Raw genomic sequence first — 12,551 nt, 5'->3', positions numbered from 1 at the left:
AAATCCGGCTCGCGCGGCGCGCGCCCGGCGCCTGCCAGGCCGCGAACTCAGGCGCGTACGTCCGGTTCGAGCTGCAATTGCAGCAAGATGATGGTGTCCTTGACTTTGAGTTTGCGCTTTTTCAGGCGCTGCAACTCGAAGTCGTCGATGCCGGGCTCATCCGACATTCGGTCGATCAAACGGTCGAGCCCACTATGCTCCGATTCCAGTTGCAGAATACGGTCGCGAAGTGTGTCCGCGTTGATGACGGGATGTTGATCGCGCATGCTCGCCTCCGCTCGTCTGCGGCGCGGGCTGCATGTTCGGCATGTTCAGCCCGTTGCCTGAGGTTGCTGTCCGGCCTAAAACGCGTTACGGCGACTGTCTGCACCACCGCGTGCACTACTGCGATACTACAACCGCGCTTGCGCCCGCTGAACAAGCGCGGGACGCCGCGCGAGGCTCACTGTTGCTGCTGTTGCTGCTTCTGCTGTTCTTCCAGTTGCTTCTGCTGCCTCAACTGGTCCTGACGTTTCTGCTCGGCTTTCTCGGCAGCCTGCTTCTGGCGCGCTTCCACTTCGGCTTTATGCTGGGCGGCGTCGGTCTGTTTCTTCTTGAAGCTTTGCTGTTTCTGTCCGCGTTCCTGAGCCTTTTGCGCGCCCTGCTGACGAGCCTCGTCGAGCTTGCGCTGAAAGTCCGCCTGCTTTTGATCGTAAGCCTGCTGATTGGCCGTGGCTTTCGACGGGCTGATGCCGCGCTTGGCCTGGTCGATCGCATGCTGACGCTGCTTCTCCTCATAGGCCTCGGCGTTAGCGCTGCGCTGCGGCGCCTCGGCGTTGCGCTGCGCTTCGTTGAGCTGATGTTGGCGCTGCTTCTCTTCGTAGGCCTCAGCGTTACGTGCGTCGTCGGCGGCGCGCTGCGGCGCGCTCGCTTCCTCCTGCGCGCGTTTGAGCGTGGCCTGCTCGTCGCGCTTGCGCGCACGTTGCGCGCGCTCCTCGCCGTCAAGCGCGAGCTGTTCCTTGCGGATCTGCGCCTGCACCGTGCGCATCTGATCGCGCGCCTTGTTCAGGCAGTGGTTGACGAAAAACGTGCTGTAGCAGTTATGCTCGGCGACGCCGTAGCGATAGTTGTTTTCGTCGCTGCGTTGGTTCAGCACTTTCTGCCGTGCGTCGAACTCGCTGTCTTCGGATGCCGCGCTATCGGCGCTCGCCGCGCTATCGGCAGTCGTGTTCGCTGCGGCGTTCGCATTCGCTGAGCCATTAATCTCTCCACTGGCGCCAACGGCCGGCGCCGACGATGCCGCGCCTCGTGTAGCCGAGCCCGCAGGCTTTACCGCCGGCGTAATAGCGCCGCTTTCAGGCGCCACGGACTGCGCCGAAGCAGGCGCCGATAACGCAAACGCAGCAGCCATCACACACGCCGCGCGCGACGCCACGAACATCCCGCTGGAAAAGAGCGTGCTGACGTCGACGCGACGCGACGCCGGCCCACGCGAACTGAACGGCCAGCGCAATGCGAACGGCGGCAAATGTGGCAAGCGGGAGACCGGGCGCGAGCCCAGGCGGTTGAAGGAAAAGGAGATTGGCAACGTCGTAGAGGGTCAACGGAACATGCCCGAAATTCTATCACCCCCTGCGGTTGAGCCCTTTGGCATTTGTGGCAAAATGCCCCGCTCTAGCCACCTGGTCGCAGCGCGCACGCACTGCGTGCCCGGCGCCACGAGGCGCCGCCGGCGCACGGCCCTTGACCGAGTCCGCAGGAACCCCAAGACCTTATGACGGAAACCGTAGCACTCAAGATCGTACAGCGCATCGCCGCCGAACTGTCCGTCCAGCCGCGCCAGGTCGCGGCCGCCGTGCAACTCCTCGACGAAGGAGCGACTGTTCCGTTCATCGCCCGCTACCGTAAGGAAGTGACCGACAACCTCGACGACACGCAGTTGCGTAACCTGGAGGAACGCCTGCTGTATCTGCGCGAACTGGAAGACCGGCGCGCGTCGATCATTGCGAGCATCGACGAACAGGGCAAGCTCACCGACGAGCTGCGTACCGCGATCGAGGGCGCCGACAGCAAGCAGGTGCTGGAAGACCTGTATCTCCCGTATAAGCCGAAGCGCCGCACGCGCGCGCAGATCGCTCGCGAAGCCGGTTTGCAGCCGCTCGCCGACGCGCTCTTAGGCAATCCGCTGCTCGACCCGCAAACCGAAGCCGCCGCATACGTGGATGCCGAAAAAGGCGTCGCTGATGTGAAGGCCGCACTCGACGGCGCGCGCGACATCCTCTCCGAGCAGTTCGGCGAAACCGCTGATCTGCTCGGGAAACTGCGCGATTACCTGTTCAATCAGGGCGTGGTGTCGTCGAAAGTGGTCGAAGGCAAAGAAACCGCTGAAGAAGAAAAATTCCGCGATTACTACGACTACGCGGAAACGATCCGCACGGTGCCGTCGCATCGCGCGCTGGCGCTGTTCCGCGGCCGCAATGCCGGGGTGCTGATGGTCAAGCTGGGCCTCGGCGAAGAGCTCGACGCGCAGGTGCCGCATCCGGGCGAAGCACTGATCGCGCGCCACTTCGGCATTGCGAATCAGAACCGTCCCGCCGACAAATGGCTTTCCGACGTCTGCCGCTGGTGCTGGCGCGTGAAGGTGCAGCCGCACATCGAAAACGAACTGCTGACCAACCTGCGCGACGAAGCCGAACATGAAGCGATTCGCGTTTTCGCGCGAAATCTGAAGGATTTGCTGCTGGCCGCGCCGGCCGGTCCGAAGGCCGTGATCGGTCTCGATCCGGGCATGCGCACCGGTGTGAAGGTCGCGGTGGTCGATCGGACCGGCAAGGTGCTTACCACGGATGTGATCTACCCGCACGAGCCGCGCCGCGACTGGGACGGCTCAATCGCGAAGCTCGCGCGAATCTGCGCGCAGACGCAGGCCGAGCTGATCAGCATCGGCAACGGCACGGCGTCGCGTGAAACGGACAAGCTCGCGAGCGAACTGATCGCGCGTCATCCGGAATTCAAGCTGCAAAAAATCGTCGTATCCGAAGCGGGTGCGTCGGTGTACTCCGCTTCGGAACTCGCCGCGAAAGAGTTCCCGGACATGGACGTGTCGCTGCGTGGCGCGGTGTCGATCGCGCGGCGTCTGCAAGACCCGCTTGCCGAACTCGTGAAGATCGAGCCGAAGGCAATCGGCGTCGGCCAGTATCAGCACGACGTGAACCAGCGCGAACTCGCGCGCTCGCTCGACGCGGTGGTCGAAGATTGTGTGAACGCGGTCGGCGTGGACGCGAATACGGCGTCGGTTGCATTGCTCGCGCGCGTGTCCGGATTGAACGCCACGCTGGCTCGCAACATTGTCGATTATCGCGATGCGAACGGTCCGTTCCCGTCGCGCGAACATCTGCGCAAAGTGCCGCGTCTCGGCGACAAGACGTTCGAGCAGGCGGCCGGCTTTCTGCGTATCAACAACGGCGAGAATCCGCTCGACCGCTCGTCCGTGCACCCGGAAGCCTATCCGGTCGTCGAACGGATGCTCGCGAAAATCAGCAAGCATGTCGGCGAAGTGCTCGGCAATCGTGAGGCGCTGCGCGGCCTGTCGCCGAGCGAATTCGTCGACGATCGTTTCGGTCTGCCGACCGTGCGCGACATTCTGCTCGAACTCGAAAAGCCGGGCCGCGATCCGCGTCCGGAGTTCAAGACGGCAACGTTCCGAGAAGGCGTCGAAAAAGTCAGCGATCTGACGCCGGGCATGGTGCTCGAAGGTGTGGTTACGAACGTCGCGGCTTTTGGCGCGTTCATCGACATCGGCGTGCATCAGGACGGTCTGGTGCACGTGTCGGCCATGTCGACGAAGTTCATCAAGGACCCGCACGAAGTCGTCAAGGCCGGACAGATCGTCAAGGTGAAGGTGCTGGAAGTCGATGTGAAGCGCCAACGCATCGCGCTGACCATGCGTCTGGACGACGAGTTCGGCGCGGCCGCGGTGCGCAGCGGCGCCGGTGCGCAGCAGGACCGCGGCAACTTCGGCCGCTCGGGCGGCAATGGACGCGGCGCACCGCAACAGCGTTCGCGCGAGCCGGAAGCGGGCGGCGCAATGGCCGCTGCATTCGCCAAGCTCAAGCAGAAGTAAGCGGCGAGTGCGTTCGGTGCGTGAAGCGCCTATGCACTGAACGCGGGCGCTTGAACACCCGGCAGCAAATAGAAAACCCACGCATTGGCGTGGGTTTTTTTCTGGCCGCGGACCTTGCGATGCGCGAGCCAACCGGCTCGCGCCGTCAGATTTCGATCTTCGTCCCCAACTCCACCACCCGGTTCGCCGGGATGCTGAAGAAGTCCGTCGGTTTCGCGGCGTTCTGATGCATCCATGCGAACACACGTTCACGCCACACCGACATGCCTGGCAATTGTGTCGGCACCACCGTCTCCCGCGCGAGGAAGAACGACGTGTCCATCAACTCGAAGGTCATGTCGTGCGTGCGGCCGATTTCGGTGAGCACGGCCTTCACGTCCGGCGTTTCGTTGAACCCGTAGGCCGCCTTGACGAGATATAGGCCACCGTCGATGTTCCTCACTGTCACCCGCTCCGCGTCGTTCACATACGGAATATCGCGCGTGACAAAGGTCAGGAAGATGGTGCGCTCATGCAGCACCTTGTTGTGCTTCAGGTTATGCAGCAGGCTGACCGGCACGAGCGAATCGCTGCCGGTCAGATAGATCGCGGTACCTGAAACACGATGCGGCGGATGCGCGAGCAGGCCCTGCAGGAATGGCATCAGCGGAATACCGTCGGCAGCCGTGCGTTCCTTGACGATCATCCTGCCCTTGAACCAGGTCATCAACAGGAAGAACAGCAATGCGCCGATGCCGAGCGGCAGCCAGCCGCCCTCTTCTACCTTCAGCAGATTGGCGCCGAAAAATCCTAAGTCGATCGTAATGAATACGGCGATGATCAGTCCAACCAGGAATTTGTTCCAGTTCCACACCTTCACCATCACGACGCAAGCGAGGATTGTGGTGATGACCATGGTCGCCGTCACCGCGATGCCGTATGCGGCCGCGAGATTGTCGGAGCTCTTGAACGCAATCACGATGCACAGAATGATAAACAGCAGCATCCAGTTCACCACCGGCACATAAATCTGGCCGATCGCCAGTTCCGATGTGTGCAGGATCTTCATACGCGGCACATAGCCGAGTTGAATCGCCTGGCTCGTCAACGAATACGCGCCCGAGATCACCGCCTGCGAAGCGATCACGGTCGCGACCGTCGACAGCACGACCAGCGGTAGCAACGCCCACTGCGGCGCGAGCAGGAAGAACGGATTTTCGATCGCTTTCGGGTCGTGCATCAGCAGCGCGCCCTGGCCGAAATAGTTCAGCACCAGCGACGGCATGACCAGCACATACCAGCCCATGCGGATAGGCTTCGCACCGAAGTGGCCCATGTCCGCGTAGAGCGCCTCGGCGCCTGTCAGGACCAGCACGACCGAACCGAGTACGACGTACGCTTGCAGCACGTGCGCGGCCATGAAGCTGTACGCGTAATACGGGTTCAGCGCGCGGATCACGTTCGGCGATTGCACGATATGCCAGAGCCCGAGCGCAGCGAGCACCACGAACCACAGCAGCATGATTGGACCGAACAGCCTGCCGACCGTGGCCGTGCCGTGCCGCTGGATCCAGAACAGCAGCACGAGAATCACCATGGTCAGCGGTAATACGAGATGCGACAGATGAGGCGCCGCGATCTGCAGACCCTCGACTGCGGAAATCACCGAAATAGCGGGCGTAATCACCGCGTCGCCATAAAACATGCAGGCGCCGAAGATGCCGAGCATCATCAGCAGGCCGGCCATTTTCGATTTCTCGTCGAGCGAACGCAGCGCCAGCGCCATGAGCGCCAGCACGCCGCCCTCGCCGTTGTTGTCTGCACGCATCACGAACAACACATACTTGATGCCGACCACGATCACGATGGCCCAGAACAGCAGCGAAATCACGCCGAGAATGGATTGATCGGTCAGTGGGATGCCATGCGACGGGCTGAAGGCTTCTTTCAGCGCATACAGCGGGCTCGTGCCGATATCGCCGAATACCACCCCGATCGCGGCGATCGCGAGGGACGGCAGTGGCTGTTTGTGCACGTGATTGTTATCTGTCATAAACGCGAGGAAATCCGTTCCCAGGGCGGAAAAAACGACCGCTATTCTAAACTGCCCGCCTGACGCCGCCCGGCTTGTTGTGGATACACCACGTGGATGGTCCGCGCAGTGTAGCACTGCGATATGTGCGCGTCTGCTGTGCGAATCGCTCTGCGGTGAATGTCGTTCCACGCTGGCGAAACGCAGCGCGTGTCAATGCCGGCGCATAAAAAAACGGAGCCCAATCGGGCTCCGCTTCAGATGCGCTGTATTAGCACGGCGCGGCACTGGGTGTTGCGATATGACGCAATGCCCGCGACGTATGCATGCCCATCAGTTTTCCGAGGACTCCTGCGCTTGGGCCATGCCGCGCTTGATCCACGCGCCGAGGTTGTGCGGACGAACCGTGTCCCACTCCTCGAACGGCTGATGAATCCACGGGTTGGTCGGCAGATACTGCACGTGATAATCGGGCTTCACCTTCGAACAGCCTTTGTACCAGAGCACCGCCGAACGCACCGCCGTGATCGCCGGATAGCGCTCCTTCAGATGCTGCTGAACACGTGCGAGCGTCACGCCCGAATCGACCAGGTCGTCGACCAGCAGCACGTTGCCGTGCAGTTCGCCGCGCGTCATCGTGATGTATTGCGCGATGTCGAGTTCGCCCTGCTCCGTGCCCGCTGCTTCGCGATACGAACTCGTGGCGAGAATAGCTAGCGGCAGATCGTAGATGCGCGAGAGCTGGTCGCCCACGCGCAAACCACCGCGCGCGAGGCACAGGATCTTGTCGAATTTCCAGCCCGATTCATGCACGGCCATGGCCAGTAATTCGATCAGCCGGTGATACTCGTCCCAGCCGACCCACAGGTTCTTGTCGTCGTTGCGCGGATCTTTCATCGCAATCATGGGTACACCTTGCACCATCGCTTAAACCTTGAACGGATGACGAAGCAGGATGGTCTCGTCGCGATCCGGACCGGTCGACACCATGTCGATAGGAATGCCCGCCACTTCCTGAACGCGCGACAGATACGCACGTGCGTTCGCCGGCAGCTTGTCCCATTCCTTGATACCCACGGTGCTTTCCTTCCAGCCCGCGAAGGTTTCGTACACCGGCTCGCAGCGCGCGACTTCCGATGCACCGCGCGGCAACAGATCGACCCCCTGGCCGTCGACCATGTAGCCGACGCACAGCTTCACTTCTTCGAGACCGTCGAGCACGTCGAGCTTCGTCATGCACAGACCCGACACGCCGTTGATCTGGATCGAGCGGCGCAGCGCGGCGACGTCGAGCCAGCCGGTGCGGCGAGGACGGCCGGTGACCGAGCCGAATTCCTTGCCGACGGTAGCCAGTTCGAGGCCGATGGCTTCCTGACGGGCAGCGTTGTCAGCGTCATACAGTTCGCTCGGGAACGGGCCGGAACCCACGCGCGTGCAGTACGCCTTCGTGATGCCAAGAATGTAGTTCAGCTTTTGCGGACCGACGCCTGCGCCGGAAGTCGCCGCGCCCGCGACGCAATTGCTCGATGTGACGAACGGATAGGTGCCGTGGTCGATGTCGAGCAGCGTGCCTTGCGCGCCTTCGAACAGCAGGTTGCTGCCTGCGGCGTTCGCGTCGTATAGACGGCGGGATACGTCGGTGACCATTGGCTTCAGACGGTCCGCGTAGCTCAGCATTGTGTCGAGCGTTTGCTGGAAGTCGACAGCGGCGACGCCCAGGTACTGCGTCAGCACGAAGTTGTGATAGTCGAGGTTTTCGCGCAGACGTTCGGCGAACGTGGCCGGCTCGAACAGGTCCTGTACGCGCAAGCCTCGGCGCGCCACCTTGTCTTCGTACGCCGGGCCGATGCCGCGGCCAGTGGTGCCGATCTTGCTCGCGCCACGGCGCGCTTCGCGGCCCTGGTCGATGGCAATGTGGTACGGCAGAATCAGGGTGGTGGCTTCTGAAATGAACAGGCGCTTCTGAACGTCGACGCCGGCGGCTTCGAGCTCGCCGATTTCCTTGAACAGCGCTTCCGGCGACAACACGACGCCATTGCCGATGTAGCACGCGACGCCGGGATGCATGATGCCCGACGGAATCAGACGCAAGATGGTCTTCTTGCCGCCGATGATGAGCGTGTGACCTGCATTGTGACCGCCCTGGAAGCGAACGACGCCTTGAGCGTGGTCCGTCAGCCAGTCGACGATCTTGCCCTTGCCTTCATCACCCCACTGGGTTCCCACGACGACGACGTTGCGCCCGGGGTTCACATTCACTGCGCTGGCAGACATGTTGTTTCGTAAGCTGGTTAAAAACGTATTCTACCTATCTTCGCGAGAGCTTCCGGAATTTTTCCGTTTCCGCTCAACGGTATGCACGTTATGGTGGGTATGGCGAAAGAAGCGCGGCGGGTGGCCGCGCCGTGTTCGGCGACGCATGCATGGTGCGTGCGACGCCCCGTGATATGCCGGCAGAAAAGCCGTCGGGCGGGTCCTGTCGGAGCGCGCTCAGGGACATGCTCAGGAGCGCGGTTCGACGGTCCATGCGCCGTTGCGCTCGACCAACACGCGGTCGAACGCGAATTCATCGAGATCGTGCTCGTGGCCAGGCAGCGCCTGGATCACCACTTCGCCGGCATCGCGTAATGCGGCGACGCTCACGCGCAGCGCGTCGTCATGCTGCCAGGGTGCGAGAATCGCGCTGCTTCGCGCTTCGACCGGCGAGATGCGCGCCACTTCGCGAAGATCGAGCGAAAAACCGGTCGCCGCCCGTGCGCGGCCATATGCCTGGCCGACGTGGTCATAACGGCCACCGCGCGCGACCGCGTTCGGCACGCCGTCCACATACGCCGAGAACATCACGCCGCTGTGGTACGCGTAGCCGCGCAAATCCGCGAGATCGATCATCACTTCGGCGCCTTCCACCTGGCTCGCGAGGAATGCCAGATCGTCGAGCGCCCGCGCGATGGCCGGCTCATTCGGCAAGCGCGCGCGCGCCTCCTCGAGCACGGAGGCGTCGCCGTAAAGCGAGGGCAGCGAGCGCAACGCATCGCGTGTGACGGCCGTAAGATCCGCAGTCAATTCAACGAGACGCGGCACGTCCTTGCCCGCCAGCGCGTCGTAAAGCGATTGTCCCAGGTCGGCGGCCGCCGGTTCCGCGTCGATCAACGCGGCGAGCACGCCCGCGTGACAGAGATCGAGCCGCACTTTGGCAAGGCCCGCGAGACGCAGCGCGTCGAGCATCAACTGCTGGATTTCCAGATCGGCTTCGAGACCGGCGTGGCCGTAGATTTCCGCACCGATCTGAATCTGTTCGCGCGTGGCATGCAGGCCGCGCGGCCGCGTATGTGCAACGTTTCCGGCGTAGCAAAGACGCGTGACGCCCTGGCGATTCAGCAAGTGCGCATCGATACGCGCGACCTGCGGCGTAATGTCGGCGCGCAGGCCCAGCGTGCGACCGGACAACTGATCGACGAGTTTGAACGTGCGCAGATCCAGATCGTGCCCGCCGCCCGTCAGCAGCGACTCGATGTATTCGATCAGCGGCGGCATGACCATCTCGTAGCCGTACGAGCGGAAACGGTCCAGCAAATGGCGCCGCAATTCTTCAATCTTGCGGGCCTCCGACGGCAGCACGTCGGCAATATTCTCGGGAAGTAACCAGGTCGACATCGATACAGTCCTACGACGTTGAACACGGCGGCTGGATGCGCCGGTAAGTGAGTGTGAATGGCGGGCGACGGCTCGATTCTGGCGATTGCGGCAGGCGTTGGGACCTCCGCCATAACATCGACCGGCGAGCATAGACAGGCCTTGTTGCCAAGCGCGCGCCTCCCGGCACGCGAGCAAGGCGGCCGCCAGTACCGCTCGAGTCTTGCCGCGCGGCCTCAGCGCCAGCCAGCAGCGTCAAGTCACGACAAACAGCAGAATCAGTCCGAGCAGCATCACGATCAGGCCGCCAACGCGAATCTGATGCGTGGGCCGTTCCGCTATTCTACGGAACGTGTCGCGCCAGGCGCTCGGAAAAACGAACGGGAACATCCCCTCGATAATCAGCATCAACGCGATCGCGAGCAGTAACGAGCCGACTATATCCATGCGAAAGAAGGGGCCGCGATGCGAATGCCGCGGCGTTCCGGGTTATTGGTGTTTGCGCGGTGCCGCGGAAGCGTCCGGGGCGGGGCCGCCGGTCGGGCTACGCATGAAGCGGAAGAACTCGCTGCTCGGATCGACCACGATTACGTCGCCTGGCTTGAAGGTGTTCCGGTACGCCTGCATGCTTTGGTAAAACTGATAGAACTCGGGGTCGCTGCCGTAGGCCTGCGCGGCGATTTCCGCAGCTTTCGCGTCGCCCTCGCCCTTGATGGTTTGCGCCTGACGGTAGCCGTCCGCGAGAATCGCCTGCTGCTGATCGACGGCGTCCGCCTTGATCTTGTCGGCTTCGGCGGCGCCCTTCGCGCGTTCGTCGGCTGCGGCCTGCTGACGGTCGGCGATCATCCGCTTGTAGACGGAGTCCGCCATCGACGCCGGGAAATCGACGCGCGTCAACTGCACGTCCACCACCGAGACGCCGAGCGACGCTGCCGTCTTTTCCATCGCCCCGCGCGCTTCGTCGGCGAGTGTCTGCTGTTTGGCCAGTGCATCGGACAGCGTGTACTTGCCGAATGCGTCGCCGAGGGCACCGCGCGCGACGAGCGCGAGGCGGTCCGGCAGACTTTGCACGTCGCCCTTCGTTTCGGCGAGCAGTTTCAGCGGATCGGTCACGCGATATTTGACGACCGGGTTTGCCAGCAAATCGTTTTTATCCGACGTGACGTAGCGGTCTTCGTCCGGCGCGTCGAGCGACTGGATGCGGTTATCGACCAGCGTGAGCGTTTGCAACGGCGGCGGCAACTTCACGTGCAGCCCCGGGCCGAGTAAGGCCGGCGCCGCGTCGCCACGCGATGACAACACCGCCATATGACGCTGGTCGACGACAAATACCATCGACGAAGCAGCGAACAGCACGATGACGAGTGCAATGACGAGCGCAATGATCTTGTTCATGTTGTGCGCTCCTTATTGAACGTCGTCTTCACGCATACGACTGCGGAAGGAGTCGCGCGAGCGCAGCGGGTCGCTGCTGGCTGCTGCGCGGCTGGCGGGCGTGGCGACGGCGGCGGGCGCGGAAGCGGTGGCCGCTGCTGCGGCGGACGGCGCACCCGAACTGGCGGCTTGCGGCGCGCCTGCGACAGCCGCACCCGATGCGGCGGCATCTGCCACGCGCTGGCGAGTCTGGTCGACCAGTTTGTCGAGCGGCAGATACAGCACATTGTTGCCGCTCCTGTTATCCACAAACACCTTGGTCGTATTCGAATAGATGTGCTGCATGGTTTCCAGATACATGCGCTCGCGAATCACAGCGGGCGCTTTCGAGTACTGCGCGTAAACCTCTTTGAAGCGCTCGGCGTCGCCTTGCGCCTCAGCCACCGTTTTGTCGCTGTACGTTTTCGCGCTGTCGATCTGGCGCGCGACGTCGGCCTGCGCACGCGGCAGCAGTTCCGCGGCGTACGCCTGCGCATCGCGCCTGGCACGCTCGTTCTCCTGACGAACCTTGGCGGCGTCGTCGAACGCGGCCTGGACCTTGTCGGGAACCTGCACGCCCTGGATCGTCACACCGGTCACGGCGAGGCCGGATTGATATTCATCGAGCGATTGCTGGATGGCCGCGATCAGCTGCGGGCGAATTGTTTCGCGATCCTGATAAAGGATGTCACTGGTGCTGCGGGCGCCGACGATGCCGCGCACCGCCGCTTGTGCGGCCTGCATCACGCTCTGATCGGGATCGACGCTGCGGAACAGATAATCGGTCGGCTTGCGCACCTTGTACTGAACCGCAAAGCGCACGTCGACGATATCCGCGTCGTGCGTGAGCATGGACGCGTCCTTCACGTTGGCAAGACGCACGGGATTGTTGCGGCCGATTTCCACCTGGCGAACCTGACCGATATTGACAAGCTCATGCGCTTCGAACGGATACGGCAGGCGCCAGTGCACGCCCTGTCCCGCCGTGTAGCGATACTTGCCGAACTGCATCACGACGCCGGCCTGGCCGTCCTGCACGACGAACACGCCGCTGCCGAGATAGATCGCGATCAGCACGCCGATCACGATGCCTACGCCGATGCGCGCGCCACGACCATTGTCCGGACGGCCTCCGCCCACGCCGCCGCCCTTGCGGCCGAACATACGGCTCAACCGGCGGTTGAAATCCCGCCACATCTCGTCGAGATCGGGCGGACCTTCACCGTCCTTGGTCTGCGGACGCTTGGGTTCACCGGGACGCTGGCGCTCACCGCTACCATTGCCATCGCCACGGCCCCAGCGCGGATCGTTCAGTGAAAGCATGGCGCGCATGCGCAGCCAGATACTCCGCTCGTTGTAATCGTTCACCTGTGTTCGTTCACCAGAGTAGAC

General features: G+C 62.8%; 10 protein-coding genes. 1 reads left to right on the top strand and 9 read right to left on the bottom strand.

Translation table 11 applies throughout. From position 1 onward, the window contains the following. Nucleotides 1-47: 47 nt before the first annotated feature. Both C0Z16_RS03350 and C0Z16_RS03345 read right to left on the bottom strand, forming a co-directional pair. The gene (locus C0Z16_RS03350) at nucleotides 48-266 is read right to left on the bottom strand and encodes a DUF465 domain-containing protein (protein ID WP_102630801.1); all 219 of its coding nucleotides are present in this window, start codon (nucleotides 264-266) and stop codon (nucleotides 48-50) included. A 176-nt stretch (nucleotides 267-442) separates the two neighbouring features. Next, the gene (locus C0Z16_RS03345; RefSeq protein WP_102630996.1) at nucleotides 443-1,420 is read right to left on the bottom strand and encodes a hypothetical protein; all 978 of its coding nucleotides are present in this window, start codon (nucleotides 1,418-1,420) and stop codon (nucleotides 443-445) included. A 333-nt stretch (nucleotides 1,421-1,753) separates the two neighbouring features. Between C0Z16_RS03345 and C0Z16_RS03340 the strand changes: the two genes are divergently transcribed. After that, nucleotides 1,754-4,102 carry a Tex family protein gene (locus C0Z16_RS03340; protein ID WP_102630800.1) on the top strand — a complete coding sequence of 783 codons (2,349 nt, stop codon included), beginning with the start codon at nucleotides 1,754-1,756 and terminating at the stop codon, nucleotides 4,100-4,102. Nucleotides 4,103-4,247: 145 nt separating this feature from the next. Here C0Z16_RS03340 and C0Z16_RS03335 read toward each other — a convergent pair whose 3' ends face one another. The 7 genes from C0Z16_RS03335 to hflK all read right to left on the bottom strand — a co-directional run bounded on the left by C0Z16_RS03335 (nucleotide 4,248) and on the right by hflK (nucleotide 12,527). Next, nucleotides 4,248-6,134: a potassium transporter Kup gene (locus C0Z16_RS03335; RefSeq protein ID WP_102630799.1), complete on the bottom strand. Its 1,887-nt coding sequence runs from the start codon at nucleotides 6,132-6,134 to the stop codon at nucleotides 4,248-4,250. Nucleotides 6,135-6,446: 312 nt separating this feature from the next. Beyond that, on the bottom strand, nucleotides 6,447-7,037 hold the full coding sequence (locus tag C0Z16_RS03330) for a phosphoribosyltransferase (RefSeq protein WP_102630798.1): 591 nt from the start codon (nucleotides 7,035-7,037) through the stop codon (nucleotides 6,447-6,449). A 3-nt stretch (nucleotides 7,038-7,040) separates the two neighbouring features. Beyond that, entirely contained in the window at nucleotides 7,041-8,387 is a 1,347-nt protein-coding gene (locus C0Z16_RS03325) for an adenylosuccinate synthase (RefSeq protein WP_102630797.1), read from the bottom strand. 228 nt (nucleotides 8,388-8,615) lie between these two features. Then, a complete protein-coding gene (locus C0Z16_RS03320) occupies nucleotides 8,616-9,767 on the bottom strand; it encodes an ATP phosphoribosyltransferase regulatory subunit (RefSeq protein WP_102630796.1) in 1,152 nt (383 codons plus the stop codon). A 234-nt stretch (nucleotides 9,768-10,001) separates the two neighbouring features. Beyond that, nucleotides 10,002-10,193 carry a DUF2065 domain-containing protein gene (locus tag C0Z16_RS03315; protein WP_102630795.1) on the bottom strand — a complete coding sequence of 64 codons (192 nt, stop codon included), beginning with the start codon at nucleotides 10,191-10,193 and terminating at the stop codon, nucleotides 10,002-10,004. A 42-nt stretch (nucleotides 10,194-10,235) separates the two neighbouring features. Next, nucleotides 10,236-11,141: a protease modulator HflC gene (gene hflC / locus C0Z16_RS03310; protein WP_102630794.1), complete on the bottom strand. Its 906-nt coding sequence runs from the start codon at nucleotides 11,139-11,141 to the stop codon at nucleotides 10,236-10,238. A 12-nt stretch (nucleotides 11,142-11,153) separates the two neighbouring features. Then, the gene (gene hflK / locus C0Z16_RS03305) at nucleotides 11,154-12,527 is read right to left on the bottom strand and encodes an FtsH protease activity modulator HflK (protein WP_102630793.1); all 1,374 of its coding nucleotides are present in this window, start codon (nucleotides 12,525-12,527) and stop codon (nucleotides 11,154-11,156) included. Between the last annotated feature and the right edge of the window lie 24 nt (nucleotides 12,528-12,551).

The sequence above is a fragment of the Paraburkholderia rhynchosiae genome, assembly GCF_002879865.1.
GTDB lineage: Bacteria > Pseudomonadota > Gammaproteobacteria > Burkholderiales > Burkholderiaceae > Paraburkholderia > Paraburkholderia rhynchosiae.
Note: the sequence above shows the minus strand (reverse complement) of the source record. Positions and strands in the feature narration are given on the sequence as shown.

What these genes read in the sequence shown, in the direction of transcription:
- C0Z16_RS03350 (WP_102630801.1), bottom strand. Translation starts at nt 266, where the DNA reads ATGCGCGATCAACATCCCGTCATCAACGCGGACACACTTCGCGACCGT.
- C0Z16_RS03345 (WP_102630996.1), bottom strand. Translation starts at nt 1,420, where the DNA reads ATGTTCGTGGCGTCGCGCGCGGCGTGTGTGATGGCTGCTGCGTTTGCG.
- C0Z16_RS03340 (WP_102630800.1), top strand. Translation starts at nt 1,754, where the DNA reads ATGACGGAAACCGTAGCACTCAAGATCGTACAGCGCATCGCCGCCGAA.
- C0Z16_RS03335 (WP_102630799.1), bottom strand. Translation starts at nt 6,134, where the DNA reads ATGACAGATAACAATCACGTGCACAAACAGCCACTGCCGTCCCTCGCG.
- C0Z16_RS03330 (WP_102630798.1), bottom strand. Translation starts at nt 7,037, where the DNA reads ATGGTGCAAGGTGTACCCATGATTGCGATGAAAGATCCGCGCAACGAC.
- C0Z16_RS03325 (WP_102630797.1), bottom strand. Translation starts at nt 8,387, where the DNA reads ATGTCTGCCAGCGCAGTGAATGTGAACCCCGGGCGCAACGTCGTCGTC.
- C0Z16_RS03320 (WP_102630796.1), bottom strand. Translation starts at nt 9,767, where the DNA reads ATGTCGACCTGGTTACTTCCCGAGAATATTGCCGACGTGCTGCCGTCG.
- C0Z16_RS03315 (WP_102630795.1), bottom strand. Translation starts at nt 10,193, where the DNA reads ATGGATATAGTCGGCTCGTTACTGCTCGCGATCGCGTTGATGCTGATT.
- hflC (WP_102630794.1), bottom strand. Translation starts at nt 11,141, where the DNA reads ATGAACAAGATCATTGCGCTCGTCATTGCACTCGTCATCGTGCTGTTC.